Consider the following 19,860-nt stretch of genomic DNA (forward strand, 5'->3'; position numbering starts at 1 on the left):
GGGTCTGTGTGCGTGACGGGATCGCGTTGTCGTCCGGCCAGCAAAGGCTGTGGCTGATCCAGAGGATGAATCCGGCGGAGACCGCCTACAACCTGCCGCTGGCCCTGGCGCACCGCGGCGGGTTCGACCTGGCGGCGCTGCGTCGCGCGCTCGACGTGCTGGTGTCCCGGCACGAGGTGCTGAGGTGGCGGTTCGAGGCCGACGAGGACGGGAAACCGCGCGCCCTCGACACCGCCGGCCACACCGTCGAGCTGGAGCGGGCGACCTCCGCGGACTGGCGCGCCGTCGCGGGTGCGTTCACCGACCGGCCGTTCGTGCTCTCCGAGGCTCCGCCGATCCGGGCGATCGTGGTGCATCTGCCGCAAGGCGGTGACGTGTTGTGCCTGGTGGTCCACCACATCCTCGTCGACGGCTGGTCGTTGCGCATCATCGCGCGCGAACTGTCCACTTTGTACGAAGCGGCGGCGGCGGGCCGGTCGGCGGACCTCCCGGCCGCAGCGGGCAGGTTCACCGATCACATCGCCAGGCAACAGGACGAGGCCGCCGACGCCGCGCGGCACGTCGAGCACTGGCGCCGCGAGCTCGCCGGGTTCGAGCCGCTGAGCCTCCCGCTGGACCGCCCACGTCCCGCGGTGGACGACTCGTCCGGTGACCAGGTGGTGTTCACCGTGTCTCCCGCGACGACGCTCGCGGTGCAGCGCCTCGCCTTCCGCAGCCGGTGCGCGTTTCCCAGCGCCCTCGCCGCTGCCTTCACGGCCCTGCTCGCGAGGCAGTGCGGCCAGGAGGACGTCACCATCGGCACGCTGCTCAGCGGTCGCCGGCGGGCCGACATGTCCGATGTGGTCGGTTTCTTCGTCAACACGGTGGTGCTGCGGGCGAACGTGGCACCGGACACGACGTTCCGCGAGCTCCTGCGGGCCGTGCACGGCGGGCTGGTAAGCGCCGACGAACACCAGGACGCGCCGTTCGAACAGGTGGCGGCGGCCGTTCACCCGGATCGCGAGGCCGGGCGCAGTCCGATCTTCGACGTCGTGCACGTGCACCACGGCGACCTCTCGGCCGGGGACACCGGATCGGACGTGCTGGAGCGGGTGGAGCTGCTCGCCCCGACGTCGCCCTACGACCTGGAGCTGAGCACGGCCGTGGTGGACGGCGCGCTCGACGTGGCGCTGACCTACCGCACGGCGCTCTTCGACCGGGCGACGGCGGAGCGGTTCGCGCGCCAGTGCGCCCTCCTGCTCGACGCGATGACCGCGGAACCGGACCGTCCCGTCGCCGAGATCGACCTGGTGACCGACGACGAACGCGCGCTGCTCGGGGCGTGGAACGACACGGAGGTGGCGGTACCGGACGTCACGCTCACCGAACTGCTGGAGGAGCAGGCGCGGCGCACCCCGGACGCGGTGGCGGTCGTCTTCGAGCAGGACCGGATCACGTACGCGGAACTGCACGAGCGGGCTGGCCGGCTGGCCGCGCTGCTGGCCGACCGCGGCGCGGCGCCGGAGACCTTCGTGGCGATCGCGGTGCCGCGGTCGGTCGAGCTGGTGGTGGCGCTGGTCGCGGTGCTGCGCAGCGGTGCCGCCTACCTGCCAATCGACCTCGGCCATCCGGTGGCCCGCATCGCGGACGTGCTCGACGAGGCGAAACCCGTCGCGGTGCTTACGCTCGCCGAACAGGCCGATCGGCTGTCGGGCACAGCACACACCGTGCTGGCCGTGGACGAGGTCGAGCTGCCGCCGGCCGAACCGCCGCGGGTGGTGCGCAGCGGTACCGACGCCGCCTACTGCATCTACACGTCCGGCTCGACGGGCAGGCCGAAGGGCGTGGTGATCGAGCACAGGTCGATCGTCAACCGCCTGCTCTGGATGCAGGCCGAGTTCGGTCTCGGCCACGACGACCGGGTGCTGCAGAAGACCCCGGCCGGGTTCGATGTGTCGGTGTGGGAGTTCTTCTGGCCGCTGATCACCGGTGCCACCCTCGTCGTGGCGGTGCCCGGTGGCCACCAGGACCCCGACTACCTGTGCCGGGTGATCACCGAGCAGCGGGTCACGACCGTCCACTTCGTACCGTCGATGCTGCAGGTGTTCCTCGCGAGCCAGGACGCCGCGGCGTGCGGCAGCCTGCGCAGGGTGATCTGCAGCGGTGAGGAGCTGACGTCGGCGTTGTGCGAGCGGTACGCGGAGGTGCTGTCCGCGGCGCTGTACAACCTCTACGGGCCGACCGAGGCCGCGGTCGACGTGACGAGCTGGCGCTTCGATCCGGCGCGGCCGCCGCGCGGGTTGGTGCCGATCGGCGCACCGGTGTGGAACACGCGGGCGCACGTGCTGGACGCGCGCGGACGGCAGGTTCCGGTCGGGGTCGTGGGAGAGCTGTGGCTCGCGGGCGTCCAGGTCGCCCGCGGGTACCTGAACCGGCCCGGTCTGACGGCCGAGCGGTTTCGCGTCGAGCCGGGTGGGGACGGCCGCATGTACCGCACCGGCGACCTGGTGAAGTGGACGCGGTCGGGAGAGCTCGTCTACCTCGGCCGGGCCGACGACCAGGTCAAGATCAGGGGTGTGCGGGTCGAACCCGGCGAGGTCGCCTCCGTCCTGACCCGGCATCCCGGGGTCGAGCACGCCGCGGTGGTCGCGCGCGAAGGTGCGCTCGTCGCCTACGTGGTGCCGGATGCGCGGTCGGCGGCACCGGTGCGCCGGCTGGCGGCGCTGGAGCAGAGCGGCGCGCTGACCGGCCTGCCCCGGCACGAGCTGTCCGGTGGTGCGGTGCTCGTCGGCCGGGGTGACGCCGAGGTGAGGTTCCTGCACGAGGAGATCTTCGAGCGCCGCGAGTACCTGAGGCACGGCGTGACGATCGGTGCGGGTGCCGTCGTCTTCGACGTGGGGGCGCACATCGGTGTGTTCTCGTTGTTCGTCAACAAATGCGCGCCGGACGCGATCGTGTACGCGTTCGAACCGATCCCGGACCTCTTCCGCGAGCTCGCGATCAACACCGAGATCCACGGCGTGACCACGCGGTTGTTCAACTGCGGGCTCGCCGACGTGCCCGGTGAGGCCGAGTTCACCTTCTACCCGCAGCTGTCGATGCTGTCCGGCCGGTACGGCGACGCCGCCGGGGACCGGGAGCTCGTCGACGCCCAGGTGGCGCGGGACGTCACCGAGGAGGTGGCGGCCGAGCTGAGCGAGCTCGTGGCCCGGCGCATCGAGGAGCGCCAACTCGTCAGGTGCGAGCTGCGGACCGTCTCCGACGTCATCGACGAACACCGGGTGGACGCGGTCGACCTGCTGAAGATCGATGCCGAGCGGAGCGAGCTCGAAGTGCTGTGGGGCGTCCGGCCGGAGCACTGGTCGCGGGTCCGGCAGGTCGTGGTGGAGGTGCACGACGAACACGGCCGCGCGGACGAGGTCGTGGCACTGCTGACGGCGCAGGGCTTCGCCGTGTCCGTCGACGTCTCCTCCCCGCTGAGCGACACGCCACTGCGCAACGTCTACGCGGTGCGGCCCGGCACGCCGCCGTCGCGACGCGCGGAGAACTCTCAGGAACCGGCCTGGCGCAACCCGGCGGCACTCGAAGCCGCACTGGCCGAACACGCTCGCGCGACGCTCATCGACCAGATGCGACCGACCGGTTTCGTCTTCCTCGACCACCTGCCCGTGACCGCCAACGGCAAGCTGGACCGGCGCCGGTTGCCCGCACCGCGGCGACGCACCGGTACGGCGTCGCTCACGCCGCGTTCGCCGCGGGAACGCCTGCTGTGCGACCTGTTCGGCGAGGTGCTCGGGGTCGATCGGGTCGGTGCCGACGACAACTTCTTCGAGCTGGGCGGGCATTCCCTGCTCGCGGTGCGTCTGCTCGCGAGGGTCAAGGCCGCGTTCGGGGTGGAGCTCTCGATCGCCGAGGTGTTCCGCTCGGCGACACCCGCCGCGCTGTGCGCGCGGCTCGACGAGAGCAGTCGCGCCGCCCGTCCGCCGATCGTCGCGCGTCCCCCGGTGCAGCGCGTTCCGCTGTCCGCCGCGCAGGCGCGGATGTGGTTCCAGCACAAGCTCGACGGCCCGAGTCCGGTGTACAACCTGCCGGTGGTGCTGCGGTTCACCGGAGCGCTGGAGCGGGACGCGCTGGTCGCGGCGGTGGCTGACGTCGTCCGCCGGCACGAGCCGCTGCGCACCCGCTACCCCGAGGTCGACGGTGTGCCCTGGCAGGAAGTGCTCGACGTCGTGCCGGAGACGACGGTGGTCGAGGTCGGCGCGGAGGAGGAGCTGCAGCGAGAGCTGGGCGCCACGGCGAACCACGAGTTCGACCTGACGCGGGACATCCCGGCGCGGGCCTGGCTCTTCGCCGCCGGGCCGCACGACCACACCCTTTTGTTGCTGTTGCACCACATCGCGGCGGACGGCTGGTCGTTGGGGCCGCTGCGGCGCGACCTCGCCGAGGCGTACCTCGCGCGGTACCGCGGCGAGGCACCGGTGTGGGAACCGTTGCCGGTGCGGTACGCGGACTACGCGCTCTGGCAGGCCGAAATGCTGGCCGCGCAGGATGATCCGGCCGGCATCGCCGGACGCCAGGCCGCGTACTGGCGGCGGGCGCTCGACGGTGTGCCGCAGCGGCTGGAGCTGCCCGCCCGGCCGCAACCGGGCAAGCCGGGGCACGAGGGCGGCTGGGTGCCGATCGAGCTGCCGCCCGATCTCCAGGCCGTGGTGCGGCAGGCCGCGGCGGCGGGGCAGGCCAGCACGCCGATGGTGCTGCGCGCGGTGCTCGCCGTCCTGCTCGGCAGGCTCTGCGCCGCGACGGACATCCCGATCGGCGGTGTCACGGCCGGTCGCGCCGACGCGGCGGTGCACGACCTCGTCGGGTTCTTCGTGAACACCGTGGTGTTCCGCTACGACCTGGCCGGCGCGCCGTCGTTCGACGAGCTGCTGGGCAGGGTGCGGGAGGTCGACGTCGCGGCGTACGACCACCAGGACCTGCCGTTCAACCGGGTGGTCGAGATCGTCAACCCGGTCCGCACCAACGCACGGCACCCGCTGTTCCAGGTGATGCTCGCCTTCGAACAGGAGACCGGTGACGAGTTCGCCGTGCCGGGCCTGGACGTCACCTCGACGGTCGCGGGGCTCGACACCGCCAAGTTCGACCTGAACTTCTCCTTCACCGAACGGCAGGACGAGCTGACCGGTGCGCTGATGTTCGCCGCCGACCTGTTCGACCGGGCCACCGCGCAGCGGCTCGCCGAGCAGTACACGCGGCTGCTGCGCGCGTTGCTCACGGCGTCCCACCTCCCGATCACCGAGATCGACGTGGGCGACGACTCCCTCGGCCGGCTGCCGGTGACCACCGGCGGCACCCGGAACCGGCGCCGTCCGGCGGCACCGCGCCGGCGCACCGGTACGGCGTCCCGCGCGCCGCGTTCACCGCGCGAGGAGCTGCTGTGCGAGCTGTTCAGCGAGGTGCTCGGCGTCGAACGCGTCGGTCCGGACGACAACTTCTTCGAGCTGGGCGGGCATTCCCTGCTCGCGGTGCGGGCGGTGGCGCAGATCAGGTCCGTCCTCGGCGTCCGGGTGGCGGTCCACGACGTGTTCGACGCACCTACGGCCGGAGAGCTGGTCGGGCGGATCGAGCGCGAGATCGGTGCGGAGACGGGGCCGTTGCTGCGGATCCGCGACGGCGACGGGCAGCCGATCTTCTTCATCCACCCCGCCGTCGGCCTGAGCTGGTGCTACTACCCGTTCGTGAAGCACCTCAGGAACGTCCCGCTCTACGGGGTGCACGCGCCGGGACTGGCCGGCCCGCTCAGCGCCGAGCCCACGCTGGCCGAGCTGGCCCGCGGGTGCGTGGAGATCGTGAGGTCGGTGCGCCCGGCCGGGCCGTACCGGCTCGTCGGCTGGTCGTTCGGCGGCAACCTCGCCCACGAGATGGCCGTGCTGCTGCGGGAAGAGGGAGAAACGGTCGATCTGCTCGCCGTCGTCGACGGGTACCCGCACGCCGGCGTGGCACCGGGCGGCGCGCTGCCGGAGCGGGCCACGCCGGAGGAGGTGCGGGAGGTCTGCGCGGGCCTCGACCTCGACGACCGGCAGGTGGCACGGATCAGCGAGGTGTGGACGGCGAACACCCGCGCCGTCGTGGCGCACGAACCGCGCTGGTTCGACGGGATGCTCACGTTCTTCCGCGCGGACTGGCCGGACGACGCACAGCTGTCGGCGCGGCGCTGGCTACCGCACGCGCACACGGTGGTGGAACATCCGCTGGGTGCGAGCCACAACGACGCCATGCGGCCGGAACCGCTCGCCCGCATCGCCGCAGTGCTGCGCGGGTTCGACGTCGACCAGAGGAACTGAGGAGCAGATGCAGACACACGCCACCGCGAGGGACACGGCGTCCCCGGAGATCGAGCTGGCGCTGCTGTTGTCCACGCCGGAGCTCACGCCGGACGAGCGGTCCGCGCTGCGCGAGCGCATCACCGGCGTGCTCGACTGGAACCAGGTGCTGGGGATCCTGTTCGCCCACCGCACCGTGGGCACCGCGTGGCTCAACCTCTCCGGTCTCGGGGTCGACGCCCTGGAGGCGTTGCGGCCCTACTACGTCGTGCCCAGCCTGCAGATCAACTACGAGGCGCAGCGCATGTACGGGATCGACCAGACCCGTGGCACGGCACGGCTCATGCGGGCGTTCGACGAGGCGGGGATCCGCTGCGCGATGATGAAGGGTGCCGCTGTCGCCGCGATGGCGTACCCCGACCCCTCGGTCCGGCTCTACGTCGACAACGACCTGTTGTTCCACCGCGAGGATCTGCGCGCGGTGGGCGAGGTGCTGCGGGATCTCGGCTATCGCCAGGGCGTCTGGGACCCCGTCGAACGCGTCGTGCAGCCGGCCTCCCGCAGCGAGATCCTGCTGCACGCCGTGCATTCCCACGAGACGTTCCCGTACGTCGGGCTGATCGGCGAACCTCTGATCCACGGCGCGCACGAGGTGGACGTCCACTTCTCCATCGACCTGCTGACGAGCAACAACAGTGACGACGCCGTGGCCGAGCTGCTGTCCAGGCGGATCCAGGTGGAGGGTGCCAGCGGCGATCCTCTGTGGACGCTGGACCACGACGACATGTTCCTGTTCGTGTGCGTGCACTTCCAGCGCGAGGCCGTCCACCTGAGCGAGGTCGAGACGACCAAGGACCTGGTGCTGTACAAGGCGATCGACCTGCTCGGCATGATCAGCGGGGCCGGTTCGCGGATGGACCTCGCGACGGTGGTGGAACGGGCTCGCGCGCTGGGGTTGACGCGGGAGGTGTACTTCAGCGCGCACTACGTGGACGTGCTGTTCCCGAACCGGGTGCCGGCGGCCTTCCTGGAGGAGCTGCGGCCCGACTCCGTCGAGTACCTCGACGAGGTGTGGGACAACGACGGCCCGGTGCACCGGTGGCGGCAGGGAATGTTCGAGCGCTTCTTCGACATGCGGCGCTTCGGCGAACTGGAGGACAGGTGACCACGGCGGCGGTGCGGGTACGCGGTCTCACCCGGGAGTTCACCCGTCGTCGTGCGCAGCCGCGGCTCGCACTCGACGCGGTGGACCTCACGGTGGAGGAAGGTGAGGTGCACGGCCTGCTCGGCCCCAACGGTGCCGGCAAGACGACGCTGTGCAAGATCCTGAGCACGGTTCTGCTGCCCACGTCGGGCACGGCGCTGGTGAACGGCTTCGACGTCGTGCGCGAGACCAAGCAGGTGCGGCAGGGGATCGGCATCGTGTTCGGTGGTGAACGCGGCCTCTACACCAGGCTCACCGCGCGGCAGAACCTCATGTACTGGTCGGCGCTCTACCAGCAGCCGACGCGGGTGGCCAAGGCACGGGTCGCCGAGTTGCTGGAGAGGATGGGGCTGCTCGAGCGCGCCGACGACGCGGTCGAGACGTTCTCCCGCGGCATGAAACAACGTCTGCACCTGGCCCGCGGTCTCATCGGTGACCCGCGGACGTTGCTGCTGGACGAACCGACCGTCGGCATGGACCCGGTGGCGGCGCGGGACTTCCGCTCGCTGGTCGCGGAACTTCGCGGTGAGGGCAGGTCGATCCTGATCACCACGCACGACATGGCCGAGGCGGAGTCGGTGTGCGACAAGGTCTCGCTCATCGACGGCGGAAAGGTGATCGGCACGGAGTCGCCGAGGACGATCGGCGGCTGGATGTCGAAGTACGAACGGGTCCGGGCCCAGGGCGTGCCAGAAGAGGTGCGGGCGAAGTTGCGCGCCCTGCCGGGCGTGTCCGAGGTGCGCGTCGAGGACGACGAGGAGGTGCTGGTCTCGGTGGACGCGGAGGGTGCGGCCGCCAGGGTCCTGCGGACGCTGGTCGACGCGGGGGTCAGCGCGGTGTCGACCTCGCGGCCCAGCCTCGAGGAGGTCTACCTCCACGTCATCGGGGACCGCGGGCTGGCGGTGCGGTGATCGGCCTCTTCCTCGCGGCGATGAGGTTCCAGGCGCAGGTGGTGCGCCGGGAGCCGGACTACCTCATGTCGCTGGTGACGATTCCGCTGCTGACGGTGGCGTTCCTGGCCATCATGGGCAACGCCGGCCGTGCGGACCTCGCCCCGTACGCGGTGGTGGGCGCGGCGCTGATGACCATCTGGGCGACGGCGTTGTTCGTGTCCGGTGAGCTGATCGACGCCGACCGCTGGGAGGGCACCCTCGAAGGGGTGCTCGCCGCCCCGGCGCCCTACCAGGTCGCGTACCTGGGGCGGATCGCCACCGTCACGGTGATCAGCTTCCTCGGCCTGGTCGAGAGCGCGCTGATCGCCTGGCTGGTGTTCGGGGTGACGTTCCCGGTGCCGCACGCAGGATTGCTGGTGCTGACGCTGGCGTGCACCGCGTTCTCGATGGTCGGCACGGCGTCGATCATGGCACCGCTGTTCGTGCTCGCCCGCTCGGCGCGGATCTTCCAGAACTCGTTGTCGTACCCCTTCTACCTGCTCGGCGGCACGGTGGTGCCGGTCGTGCTGCTGCCGGAGTGGCTGCGGCCCGTCTCGAAGGCGATCTTCCTGTCGTGGGCGTCCGATCTCCTGCGGGACTGCCTGCGCGCCGAGGAACCGGTGGCGGCTCCCGCGCGGCTGGGTGTGATCGTCGGGCTCGGCGTCCTGGGCTTCGGCATCGGTCATCTGCTCACCAGGGCGGTGTTCAAACGCGTGCGCGAGAACGGTTCGGTGGGATTCGCATGAGGAACACCGCACGGGTGCTGAGGTACGCGTTCGCCAGCGCGATGGCGGACCTGCGCGCGACCTACACGTGGAAGTCGTGGGGACTCGCCTGGCTGCTGCGGATGTTGTTCCAGGTCACGCTGTTCGCCTTCATCGGCAAGCTGATCGGCGACCCGCGCGTCGTCGAGTACCTGGTGATCGGCAACAGCGTCTTCATCACCGCCGACGTGGTGATGCTGGTGTGCGCCAGCACATCCTGGGAGAGGATGTCCGGCACGCTGCCGCTGCTGGTGGCGAGTCCCGCCGCGCCGTTCACGGTCTTCACGGGCCGCAGCGCGCAGTGGCTGCTGGACGGGCTCGCCTGCAGCACCATCTCGCTGCTGGTGCTGCCGCCGTTCCTCGGCGTGCAGCTGCCGCTCGGCACCAGGCTCGCGGTGGTGCCGCTGATCGCGGTGATCGCCGTGAGCGTGTACTTCTTCGGGTTGGTGCTGGGCGGCCTCGCGCTGCGGGCGATGGCGGCACGCAACCTCATCGGTCGTGTGGGCAGCATCGGGCTCATGCTGCTCACCGGTGTTCAGGTGCCGGTGTCGTTCTGGCCCACGCCGCTGGAGTCCCTCGCCCAGCTGCTCCCGCTCACGCACGGCCTCGGTGCCGTGCGTGCCGCGCTGGGCAACGGGTCCGCGAGCGACGTGCTGCGCGGCATCGCGCTGGAGGTCGTGGTGGGCGTCGGCTGGGCGCTGGTGGCCGCCTTCACCTACTGGCGGCTCACCGCGAGCGGCCGGCGCGACGGCACGATCGAGTTCGGCGGATGAGGAGCGCGGCGATGACGTTGTGGCTGCCCGTGTCGAACAGGCGCGGCGACCGGTCGATCTGGCGGGCGGATCGCCGGCTGCCGGAAGGCTGGTGTGCGCTCGGGCCCGCGACCGACCGCGAGCAGGCCTTGGCGGTCGCCGCGGAGGCCGGCCGGCGCACACCGGGGCCGCACGGCGGTTCCCCGACGGTGGACGGCGTGTGCGCCGAGGTGGCGAGCCGCCATCCCGATCGCGTCGCGGTGCTCGACGGGGACCGGGAGGTCACGTACGAGGAGCTGCTCACCCGTGCCGCCGGCGTGCGCGCCGGCCTGGTGCGGCTCGGGGTCCGCCGGGGTGACGCGGTCGGCGTGTGCCTCGACCGCGGCACCGAGATGATCGCCGTGCTGCTCGGAACTCTCATGGCTGGCGCCGCCTACGTGCCGTTCGACGGCCGTTCCCCGGCCGCACGGCTCGAGTTCGTGGCGTCCGACGCGGAGGTGGTCTGCGTGGTCGCCTCCGAGTCCTACCTGGAGGCCTGCACCGCCGTCGGCGTGCCGGTGGTGCGGCCGGAGGAACTCGACGACGAGCCGCTGCGGCAGTCGAGCGCGAGCGAACCGGACGACGTGGCCTACGTGATGTTCACCTCGGGTTCGACCGGCAAACCCAAGGGCGTGGAGGTCACGCACCGCAACGTCGTCGCGTTCCTCGACGCGACGGCCGCGTTACTGCCCGCGTCCGCGCCGGAACGGGTGCTGTTCGGTACCAGGCTCACGTTCGACATCGCCGGGCTGGAGATCTACCTCCCGCTCAGCCGGGGTGGCACGTGCGTCGTCGCCCCGGACACCCCGCTGCTGCGACCGCGATCGCTGGCCAGGCTGATCAACGCGGTGCAGCCGACGCTCGTGCAGGCCACGCCCGTGCAGTGGCGCCTCCTCCTCGACGCGGGTGCCACCTTCGGCGCCGAGCAGACGCTGCTGTGCGGAGGTGATGTCCTGCCACCTGGCCTGGCCGCACAGCTGGCCGGGCTGACCGCATGGAACGTCTACGGCCCGACGGAGGCGACGGTGTGGGCCACGGCCTGGCGGGTCACGCCCGGTGCGGTGCGCATCGGCAGCGCCATGGACCACGCGACGGTGTACGTGCTCGACGAGCACGGTGATCGGGCAACCGAGGGAGAGCTGTTCATCGGCGGGCCGGCGGTCGCCACCGGTTACCGGGGCAGGCCGCGGCTGACGGCGGAACGGTTCGTGCCCGACCCATACTCCCCGGTCGCCGGTGCTCGCATGTACGCGACAGGAGACCTGGTGCGTGTCCACGGCGACGAGCTGGAGTTCCTCTGCCGCAACGACAACCAGGTCAAGCTCAACGGAGTCCGGCTGGAGCTGGGCGAGATCGAGTCGCTCGCGGCCGGCGTGCAGGGGGTGCGCGCCGCGGTGGCGGTGGTCGTCGCGAACGACGGGGTCAAGACGCTGCAACTGTTCCTGGACGCGCCGGTGCCTTCGTCGTGCGACGCGGTCCGGTCCGCGCTGGAACAGCACTTGTCGTCGTCGGTGATGCCCAGCCGCATCGTGGCGATCGACTCGTTCCCCACGACGGCGAACGGCAAGATCGACCGGAAAGCTCTGGTAGCCCTTTGCTGAACGGCGTTGAACAGCTCGGAAGGCGGCATGGTGGCCCATTACTACGACGTATTCGCCGAGGTGTACGACGAGCGGTGGGGGCAGCAGGACTACGCCGGTGCCGAGCTCGCGTTCCTGCGGGAGCTTGCCGGAGACGGGTCCGCGCTGGAGGTCGGCATCGGCACCAGGCGGGTCGCGATCCCGCTCGCCGAGGCCGGTGTCACGGTGGTAGGCGTCGACCCGTCACCGAAGATGCTGGCCGTGCTGGCGCGGAAGCTCGCCGGTGCGCCTCACCTGAAGGTGGAGGCCGGCGTGGGTGACATGACGCTCGCCGGCGTGACCGGTCGGTTCGGTCTCGTCTTCTGCGTCTACCACACGCTCTTCTACGCGGACTCACGCGAGGAGCAGCAACAGTTCTTCCATCGGGCCGCGCAGCTGCTTGCTCCCGGCGGTGCCGTGGTGGTCGAGGGCTACCAACCCGGACAGACCCGCAGAGCACGCTGGGCCAAGGGAGTCCGGGTCTGCGAGCTCTCTCCCGACGGCTTCGAGTACGAGCTCTACCGGCACGACGAGGCGAACCAGACGCTCGAGGTCGGCTGCTACTCCTTGGCCGGCGCGCAGCTCCAGTACTCCTACTGGGTGGAGCGCTACCTCACTGCGGGCCAGACCGACGAGCTTGCGGCCGAGGCCGGGCTGGCGCTGAGCGAACGCTGGGGCAGCTATGCCCGTGCTCCGTTCGACGACGCGAGCAGCCGGTGCGTGTCGGTATATGTGAGCTCATCGAGCTGACGTTGTAGGTTCCTTTGTGGATGGTCGCACCTCGATCGGAGGTGCGCGCCGTGTGAGCGCGGGGAGTGATGGCGTCGATCGCACTGGCGGGTGAACGCGTGCACGCGTCGTCCGCCTGGTTGGACGCAGCTACCACGTACACCACACCAGACGCGATCGACCTGGCCACCGAGGTGTTCGTCGTCCCGTTGAGGCTGATGTTGGCGACCGCCGGTTTCACCGCGTTGGCCGTGACCCAGTCCACGCCGGCGATGAGCGCCGCGAACGTCCCGTTCGCCGAACAGTCGAGCACCCGGACCTGCACCAGGGTCACGCCTTTGGCCCTGCCGTGGCGCGCACCACCGAGGATGCCGACTACATGCGTGCCGTGCCCGTTGCAGTCGTCGGTGCCGGTTCCGCCGATCGCGTCGAATCCGCTCCCGACTCGGCCACCGAGCTCCTCGTGTGTCTTGCGGACGCCGGTGTCGAGGACGTGCCCATGCACGCCGGCGCCCACGTTGGGGAACGTGTACTTCGCGTTCATCGGCAGAGAAGGCTGGTTGACGCGATCCAGTCCCCACACCGCGTTCGGCTGAGTGTCTGCCGCAGAGACCGTGTGGTTCTGCTCGACGTAGTCCGCTGCCGGATTGGGTGCCAGACGTCTGGCCGCAGGCTCGGTCAGGTGCACCTCGAACCCGTGCAACGCGTTCGTGAAGACCCCGCTTCTCCGTGCCACCGTGCTCGCCCGCCAATCGTTGTGCGCGCCCAACGACAGCCGCTCCATCCTTGAGCACCATGATGTAACTGCCGGCGACCGCGGTCACGCCGCCTGCCGACCGAATCTTGCCTGGCGTTGGCGCGGCCAGCCCGTCGGTAGCGGTGCCCGACGAGTTCGCCGGACACCTGCTGCACCCGCTCGTCCGGCGGGTCGACGGCAGTACGCTGACGAGCCTCGTCCTGCGCACGCACTGTGCGGAGTTGTCGCCCCGCAGCGGGATCCCGTCGTCGTTGGTGGTGACCTCGGACCCGTTGCCGTGCACTACGAGCGGCAAGGTGGACCGCCGCCGGATCGGGTCGCCGTGACGTCCCAGCGCGAGGAGATCGCCCGGTTCGTCGTCGCCCAGTTCGGGCTGGACGTCGGTCCGGCGGAGCTGTCGCCGGACTATGACCTGCTGGAGGCCGGGGTGCTCGACAGTATCGGCGCGTACACGGTCGCCGCGTGGCTCGTGCGCCGGTATGACCTGGATCCGCGCAACCAGGAGGTTCTGCCGGAACAGGTGTCGTCAATTCGTGCGTCTCGCCGGGCTGGAGAATGAGCCGACCCGCAAGGCAATACAGGGGGCACTGGAACGGAGGCTAATGCTCGCCCCGCTGCACGCCTGGCCGACGTGTACTTCGGCAGCTGCGCTGACGAACTGAGCGTGCTCGAAGACCACGTGTACGGGCGCACCGGCGTCGCGATAGTGGTGGTGCGGGGCGGGGTCGGGATGATTGTTAGGCCGAGAACCTATGACCCCTTTACTCGGCCAATTACACTCAGAGGTGACCTGGAAGAACAGGCCGGAGCACGCCGCTCAGTCGTTCCACGACTGGGGGTCAAGGGGTCGCAGGTTCAAATCCTGTCGTCCCGACGGTCTGAATCAGCCCGCTGATTCTGGGTGAAAGCCCAGGTCAGCGGGCTTTTTCGTGCGCTCGAACGATCTTGTATTGATCATCATTTCCATGATCAACGGGCGGATGAAGGAGTGAATAAAGAGCCGCGGGCTCCTTCGTTTTGACTAACGCCAAATGGGGTCGCCACGAACGGGTGAACTTGCCGAACGGCCCTGAACAAGCGTCAACCAGCGCGAATCGACGTCATCGGTATCGAACCGGCCTGGTGGCGGGCTGTCGTGACAGATAGTGGCCGAGATGCTCCTCGAAGCTGCACGTGTGTCCAAACTGCGTCGTGCTGACCTGAACCGCAGCGACTGTCCCGTAAGACAGCCCAAATGGAGGCTGAGGTGCCTGGCTGACGGCCGTGCCTCACCTGCAAACGTGGTCATCGTCTACTTCGGACTACTTGCCAGCGCGGGAGCTCGCTGCGTCAAGTGATCAAGTGGTAGTTCTTGCCTTGTCAAGGTGTGCGCAGGTTGGAATCCCGGATCGGCGACAAACGCGTCCTGCTGTTGGTCAAAGCCTTTCTGAAATCCGGGATTCTCGGCCGGGACGGCCAGATCCGGGGCAGCGGCACCGGCACGCCGCAGGGCGGCATCCTCTCACCGTTGCTGGCCAATGTGGCGCTGTCGGTGTTGGACGAGCACTTCGACCAGCACACGATCAGCACCGTGGATCGAGCGAAACGGCGTCGGCACGGACTCGCCAACTACCGGCTCATCCGGTACGCGGACGACTTCGTGATCATGGTGTCCGGCGCACGGGCACAAGCCGAAGCGCTCCTTCCAGAGGTAGCAGCGGTGCTCGGCACGATGGGGTTCGCCCTGTCGGCCGAGAAGACAATGATCACCCACATCGACGAGGGGCTCGACTTCCTTGGCTGGCGCATCCAGCGCCACCGCAAGCGAGGCACAGCCACGCACTACGTCAACACCTATCCGTCGAAGAAGGCGCTCCGCGCGATCACGACGAAGGTCAAGACCGCTATCGGGGCACGAAGATCCCGTCACCATGGCCGAGCATGGCATGAGATAACTCGCCGCACGGAGGGGTTTGTGGAGCGCCGGATGCGTTGAGAGGCGCACGTCCGGTGCGGGAGGCGGCTCGGGGAAACGGACTGGCTGCAAGGCCAGCACTGCGTCCCGAGTCGACCTCACCCGGGCATGCTTCAGTCGGTCGCACGTGATGCTCGAACAGTGCGAACTGGCGTTGAACTCGCAAGGCCGCACACCTTCGACGTCAGTGCGATTCCAACAGAACTGGTCGGCGGAGATCTCAGCCTGGCGCGCCAAGCTGATGCCCGGCATTGGGAGGCGCACATGCGTCCGATCTCGGCGGACACCCTGCGCACCGAGCTGAAGGTCAGTATGGACCGAGCTCGCGAGCTGGTGGCAGCCCTTCGTGCCGAACTTGCCGACGTGGTTGTCGAGCGTTCTGGAGTTGTTCGGCAGGCCGCGGCGTCATCCAAAGGGTGACGTGCGACCTCCGGCCGCGAGGGCGTTCAGCCTGCTCGAAGGATCTCATGACCAAGCGCGACAACCGCGCTCACCACTGGCTTGTCTGTTTTTGTCAGACCCCCGGCGTAGCGTGAGGCCCACGGTGAAGGGAGTCGTAGGTATGGCCGATCACGCTGCAGAAGTATCCGGCTCGAAGGCCACGTCGGGTGCCGGGACGCAAGCTGGGGCGATCCCGAAGAAGATCGGCATCGGCGCGCACATCGGAGACAGCGGCGTGGCGCTCATCCACGTGATGGTCAACAAGATGGGCTTCGTTTGGCACGAGCGGACTGGGACCTTGGACGCCGGTATCGAGGCGAGATCGAGCTGCGTGACCCTTCCACTGGTGCGGTCGCCAACCGGGTGATCTTCGTGCAGAGCAAGGCTAGCGACCGGAACTTCCCAGGTGAGACCGACCGAGGCTTCCACTACCTGTGCAAAGCCGCAGACGTCGACTACTGGATGAGCGCCGACAACCCCGTCTTGCTGGTGTGCAGCCACCCTCAGACCGGTGAGGCATGGTGGATGCACATCCAGACTTGGTTCGCCGATCCTGGCCACCGCGCATCCGGCCGGATCGACTTCGACAAGAGCACCCAGCGCTTCGACCAGGACGCGGCCCATCGCCTTCTCAACCTCGCCGATCCGCACGGCAACGCACATGTCGCTATCGCCGAGCACAGGGAGGAGAGCCTCACCAGTAACCTGCTCCAGGTCGAGATTCCCGCCCTCCTGTACGGCGCTCCCACCAAGTACAGCGATCCACGCGACGTCACCGCCCGCCAGCGGGAGTTCGCCGAAGAGGACGTGCGTCACGACTTCATCCTGCGAGGAGGGCGCGTTTACAGCTGGTTGCCGCCCGAAGAGACCGCCTTGCGCCACGTCATCTGTGGTCCTACGGATGCGATCGAGACCGCGGAGTGGTCGGCGGATCCGCAACGACAGCGGTGGCTCGTCCAACTCATGAACTACGCCTTGCAACGCGATGTGCGAGCTGACTGCGCTTGGCACGGTGGGCGCAAGGTCGTGTACTTCCGTCCCACCTCAGACTTGAGGCCTCGCCAGATTCGGGGCGCGAGCGGACGCCAGTGCCTCGTCTTCAACCCCAAGTTCAAGAAGTCGGCTCCGCAGGAGATCAGCTACTGCAAGCACGCTGCGCTTGAGTGGCAGTTCTTGCTGCTCGACGGCCAGTGGTTCTGCGCGTTGACACCCACGTCGCACTACACCCGCGACGGGTACCGGGACTCCCTGTTCCTCTCGGACTTGCTGACAGGTATCAAGCAGCTCGACCGGAACCCTGCTGTTCGCGGGCAGACCGGGATGTGGGCCACCTACCTGCACGGTGAGGACGGGGTCTTCGAACCTCGCGAGACGCTGTTGACCTACGGCAGCCTCATGACCTTCACCGCCACACGGGCCATCGACGACCAAGCGTGGCTGGCTGATCCCCGCAAGGACGGTGCCGTCGCAGAGGACGAACCCGAGGTCTTCACCCTGTTCGAGGTGGAATCATGAAACTGACCGTTCTAGAGGAACCACTGCTGGAGTTCAGTGGCGGTGCCCGCCACATCGACCCGCGGCACGGGATCACCGACTACGGGCCGGCCGACGCCACCAACACCGCCGTGCGCACGATCCGACTCGGCATCGTCGGCACTCCGGCAGCCATCCAGGGCCTGCGGCGCTGGCTCGACGGGTGCCGTCAACCCATCTCCGCAAAGGACAGTCGCCTTGGACGGCTGTTTGTGCCGTTCCCCGGTTTCGACACGAGCACCGGATTCCGATCGACCCTCATGTGGGACTCACGACTGGAACGGCCGATCCGCGAGCGCGACCTGAAGAAGCTTGCCGACCTGTCTCCTCAGGCGGCGGTGCAGGCCGCTGTCGAGCTGTACATGGCCGAGCTCGACGTCCTCGACGAGGAACCGGGCTGCGACGTCGTCCTCATCGCACGACCGGAGCACCTTCCCGAACGTCCAGCACCCGAGGTAGATCCCGATGCCCCGTGGAAGAAGGCGCCACCAGCTGAGCCGGTCGACGACTTCAGGGCTGTGCTCAAAGCCAGGGCCATGCGGTACAGCCGCCCTATCCAGATCATCCGGCGCAGCACGTGGGACCCCACCTTCATCCCGCCGGGCGGTACCAAGCCCCGCCAGCAGGACGAGGCGACCAAGGCGTGGAATCTGCACACCGCCCTCTACTACAAGGCGGGTGGCGTGCCGTGGCGTCTCCCACGTGAGTCCACGGACCTCGACAGCTGTTTCGTCGGCGTGACCTTCTACCGCAGCGGTGACCACACCACCCTGGAGACCAGCGTCGCCCAGGTCTTCAACCAGCGCGGTGACGGTGTGATCGTTCGCGGAGCGCCTGCCAAGATCTCCCGGCACGACCGACAGCCACACCTCTCGGAAAAGGACGCACACGCGCTCCTGACCGACGCGCTCAGTCGCTACCGCAAAGAGCATCGCCATCTCCCCGCACGCGTCGTCCTCCACAAGACCTCCTCGTACCTGCCAGAAGAGACCGCAGGTTTTCGCGCGGCTGCGGACGACGCGGACATCGACACCACCGAACTCCTGTGGTTCCCCACGAACGACTCCGTGCGGTTGTTCAGACCAGGCGCCCACCCGCCGCTGCGGGGCACGCTGCTCAGCCTCGATGCTCATCAACACACCGTCTACACCCGAGGCAGCGTGCCGTTCTACGGCACATACCCCGGCATGTACATCCCGTCACCGCTCGCTTTCCGCATGATCGAGACCGAGTCCAGTCCCGAACATCTCGCTGAGGAGCTCCTCGCGCTGACCAAAATGAACTGGAATCAGACCCAGCTCGACGGACGCCTACCGATAACACTGCGCACTGCCGACAAGGTCGGTCAGATCCTGCGGCACCTCAGCCCGCAAGATCGCCCACAGGGCCGATATGCGTTCTACATGTAGGTGTACCGAACAGACTCAGGCTAATGCAGCGGCCACAACTCGCCCGGATCGGAACGCTGGGTGAGGACGGATTTGTCGGCGCCCAGGCGTACCGTTATTTCGTCACGACGGCGATCAGCGGAGCACGTGCGTGAAGGAGGTCGGAATGGGGTCGTTGACTGATCAGCTGTTGCACGGCGACCAGGACATTCCGTGCCCGGAGTGCGGGTTCGGGGTCTGGATCCGCCTCTCCGAGGTCGTCGCCGAGTGCGCTGTGCTGTGTCCCGTGTGTCGCACACGGGTGTGGCTGCGCGACGGCCGCGGTCAGATGTCGAACCTGGGGGCGGTTATTGAGTCTGAGGTCGAGCAATTGCTGAAAGGTTTGTTGTGATGAGGGCGCAAGAGGACCTCCAGGTCGCGATCCGCGAGCGGTTCCGCCGGTTGATGACCGCGCACTACGAGGACTTCAGTCATCAGATCGATCTCACCACCGCCTGGATCGAGAAACAGCCCGCCCTGGCCTCGATTCTCGTTGCTGCGGAACAAGTCGAGCCTGAACTGGATTTCGACGGCTGGCTTGCGATGTTGACGAACCGCCGGATGAGCTGGCCGGCCAGCACCGAGGAGGGCAAGGCCACGCTGGTGTGGAGGCTGATGAAGTACATCGGCTCGGACGAGATCAACACCCAGAACTGGCGGATGATCTTGTTTACCTTCTCCGGCAAGCTGAGCGAAGCGCCGCGTGAGATGAGCGAGCGCCTGCTGGCCGCGCTGTTCGATTTCCTCACCGAGCGTGTGGGCATGGACAGCAACATCCTGCACGTGCTCAACCGCTACGTCCGCAAGGTCGAGTGGTTCGACCGGGAGGCTCTCCATGCGGAGTACCTCGCCCAGACGCGTCGTGGCGAGGAGGTCTATGACCGGCACCTGCGTAGGTTCCTGTTCTCTGAAGGCATCAACATGCCGTTCTCTCAAGCAAAGTCCGCCTCGGGGCTCTCGGATGTCCTCACGGATCTGGACACCGAGGACCCTCTGGTCTGCGAGCTCAAGCTGTTCGACGCGGACAACCACGGCAAGCGTGTCATCGCCGCAGGCCTTAACCAGGTGACCCATTACGCGGGCGACTACAACAAAACCGTCGCCTACCTGGTGATCGTCAACCTGTCCGGTCGTGCGCTGGAACTACCTACCGATGGCGAGGCGAAGGTCTGGCCTCGCTACATCGAACTGGGTGGCGTGCGGACCTATCTCATCCCGGTGAGGGCGTTGCCGCCCGAGGCGTCCGCAAGCAAGCTCGGCAAGGCCTCCCCGGTGAGCGTGAGCCGAGAAGAGCTCGTCAACCCGGACATGACCTAGGGCCCGTCCTCAAAGCCAGAGGGTGAGGGTGGCCAGGTCGATCATGGCTTGGTAGGACAGGGCGGTCTTGTCGTAGCGGGTGGCGATCGC

General features: G+C 68.5%; 16 protein-coding genes and 1 pseudogene. 16 read left to right on the top strand and 1 reads right to left on the bottom strand.

All coding sequences use genetic code 11. The features are described 5' to 3' along the window. Positions 1-8 precede the first annotated feature (8 nt). From C8D87_RS46565 to C8D87_RS42960, 7 genes are read left to right on the top strand one after another with little or no spacing between them, the layout of a single operon-like run. Positions 9-6,323, top strand: coding sequence for a non-ribosomal peptide synthetase (locus tag C8D87_RS46565; RefSeq protein WP_170166795.1), 6,315 nt, complete (start codon positions 9-11; stop codon positions 6,321-6,323). A 7-nt stretch (positions 6,324-6,330) separates the two neighbouring features. Further along, complete coding sequence (locus C8D87_RS42935) at positions 6,331-7,467, top strand: nucleotidyltransferase domain-containing protein (protein ID WP_112232225.1); 1,137 nt, start codon at positions 6,331-6,333, stop codon at positions 7,465-7,467. Further along, complete coding sequence (locus tag C8D87_RS42940) at positions 7,464-8,417, top strand: ABC transporter ATP-binding protein (RefSeq protein WP_112232227.1); 954 nt, start codon at positions 7,464-7,466, stop codon at positions 8,415-8,417. The genes C8D87_RS42935 and C8D87_RS42940 overlap by 4 nt, the downstream gene beginning before the upstream one ends. Continuing rightward, positions 8,414-9,184: an ABC transporter permease gene (locus tag C8D87_RS42945; RefSeq protein ID WP_112232229.1), complete on the top strand. Its 771-nt coding sequence runs from the start codon at positions 8,414-8,416 to the stop codon at positions 9,182-9,184. The genes C8D87_RS42940 and C8D87_RS42945 overlap by 4 nt, the downstream gene beginning before the upstream one ends. Beyond that, on the top strand, positions 9,181-9,975 hold the full coding sequence (locus C8D87_RS42950; RefSeq protein WP_112232231.1) for an ABC transporter permease: 795 nt from the start codon (positions 9,181-9,183) through the stop codon (positions 9,973-9,975). The genes C8D87_RS42945 and C8D87_RS42950 overlap by 4 nt, the downstream gene beginning before the upstream one ends. An 11-nt stretch (positions 9,976-9,986) precedes the next feature. Beyond that, entirely contained in the window at positions 9,987-11,594 is a 1,608-nt protein-coding gene (locus C8D87_RS42955) for an amino acid adenylation domain-containing protein (protein WP_170166796.1), read from the top strand. 6 nt (positions 11,595-11,600) lie between these two features. Then, entirely contained in the window at positions 11,601-12,362 is a 762-nt protein-coding gene (locus C8D87_RS42960; RefSeq protein ID WP_146772075.1) for a class I SAM-dependent methyltransferase, read from the top strand. Positions 12,363-12,471: 109 nt separating this feature from the next. Here C8D87_RS42960 and C8D87_RS49380 read toward each other — a convergent pair. After that, positions 12,472-13,125 (bottom strand): annotated as a pseudogene (locus tag C8D87_RS49380) (S8 family serine peptidase); the annotation flags it as partial. Positions 13,126-13,184: 59 nt separating this feature from the next. Between C8D87_RS49380 and C8D87_RS42970 the strand changes: the two are divergent. From C8D87_RS42970 to C8D87_RS43000, 9 genes are all read left to right on the top strand, one after another. Further along, entirely contained in the window at positions 13,185-13,424 is a 240-nt protein-coding gene (locus C8D87_RS42970) for a long-chain fatty acid--CoA ligase (RefSeq protein ID WP_146772076.1), read from the top strand. After that, positions 13,421-13,657 carry an acyl carrier protein gene (locus C8D87_RS42975; RefSeq protein WP_112232241.1) on the top strand — a complete coding sequence of 79 codons (237 nt, stop codon included), beginning with the start codon at positions 13,421-13,423 and terminating at the stop codon, positions 13,655-13,657. The genes C8D87_RS42970 and C8D87_RS42975 overlap by 4 nt, the downstream gene beginning before the upstream one ends. A gap of 816 nt (positions 13,658-14,473) precedes the next feature. Beyond that, a complete protein-coding gene (locus C8D87_RS42980; RefSeq protein WP_215732653.1) occupies positions 14,474-15,073 on the top strand; it encodes a reverse transcriptase domain-containing protein in 600 nt (199 codons plus the stop codon). Positions 15,074-15,193: 120 nt separating this feature from the next. Continuing rightward, positions 15,194-15,472, top strand: a complete 279-nt coding sequence (locus C8D87_RS45510) for a hypothetical protein (protein WP_146772077.1) — start codon at positions 15,194-15,196, stop codon at positions 15,470-15,472. Between the two features lie 142 nt (positions 15,473-15,614). Next, positions 15,615-15,860, top strand: coding sequence for a hypothetical protein (locus C8D87_RS46570; protein ID WP_170166786.1), 246 nt, complete (start codon positions 15,615-15,617; stop codon positions 15,858-15,860). Beyond that, positions 15,857-17,008 carry a DUF4365 domain-containing protein gene (locus C8D87_RS42985; protein WP_233442557.1) on the top strand — a complete coding sequence of 384 codons (1,152 nt, stop codon included), beginning with the start codon at positions 15,857-15,859 and terminating at the stop codon, positions 17,006-17,008. Before C8D87_RS46570 ends, C8D87_RS42985 begins: the two co-directional genes overlap by 4 nt. Then, positions 17,005-18,435: an argonaute/piwi family protein gene (locus tag C8D87_RS42990; RefSeq protein ID WP_112232247.1), complete on the top strand. Its 1,431-nt coding sequence runs from the start codon at positions 17,005-17,007 to the stop codon at positions 18,433-18,435. The genes C8D87_RS42985 and C8D87_RS42990 overlap by 4 nt, the downstream gene beginning before the upstream one ends. A gap of 130 nt (positions 18,436-18,565) precedes the next feature. Continuing rightward, positions 18,566-18,805 (top strand): hypothetical protein, encoded by a 240-nt coding sequence (locus C8D87_RS42995; RefSeq protein ID WP_146772078.1) that lies wholly within the window; start codon positions 18,566-18,568, stop codon positions 18,803-18,805. Then, on the top strand, positions 18,805-19,770 hold the full coding sequence (locus C8D87_RS43000; protein ID WP_146772079.1) for a hypothetical protein: 966 nt from the start codon (positions 18,805-18,807) through the stop codon (positions 19,768-19,770). The genes C8D87_RS42995 and C8D87_RS43000 overlap by 1 nt, the downstream gene beginning before the upstream one ends. Positions 19,771-19,860: the final 90 nt, after the last annotated feature.

The sequence above is a fragment of the Lentzea atacamensis genome (genome assembly GCF_003269295.1).
Taxonomy (GTDB): Bacteria; Actinomycetota; Actinomycetes; order Mycobacteriales; family Pseudonocardiaceae; genus Lentzea; species Lentzea atacamensis.

What these genes read in the sequence shown, in the direction of transcription:
- C8D87_RS42935 (WP_112232225.1), top strand. Translation starts at nt 6,331, where the DNA reads ATGCAGACACACGCCACCGCGAGGGACACGGCGTCCCCGGAGATCGAG.
- C8D87_RS42950 (WP_112232231.1), top strand. Translation starts at nt 9,181, where the DNA reads ATGAGGAACACCGCACGGGTGCTGAGGTACGCGTTCGCCAGCGCGATG.
- C8D87_RS42955 (WP_170166796.1), top strand. Translation starts at nt 9,987, where the DNA reads ATGACGTTGTGGCTGCCCGTGTCGAACAGGCGCGGCGACCGGTCGATC.
- C8D87_RS46570 (WP_170166786.1), top strand. Translation starts at nt 15,615, where the DNA reads ATGGCCGATCACGCTGCAGAAGTATCCGGCTCGAAGGCCACGTCGGGT.
- C8D87_RS42990 (WP_112232247.1), top strand. Translation starts at nt 17,005, where the DNA reads ATGAAACTGACCGTTCTAGAGGAACCACTGCTGGAGTTCAGTGGCGGT.
- C8D87_RS43000 (WP_146772079.1), top strand. Translation starts at nt 18,805, where the DNA reads ATGAGGGCGCAAGAGGACCTCCAGGTCGCGATCCGCGAGCGGTTCCGC.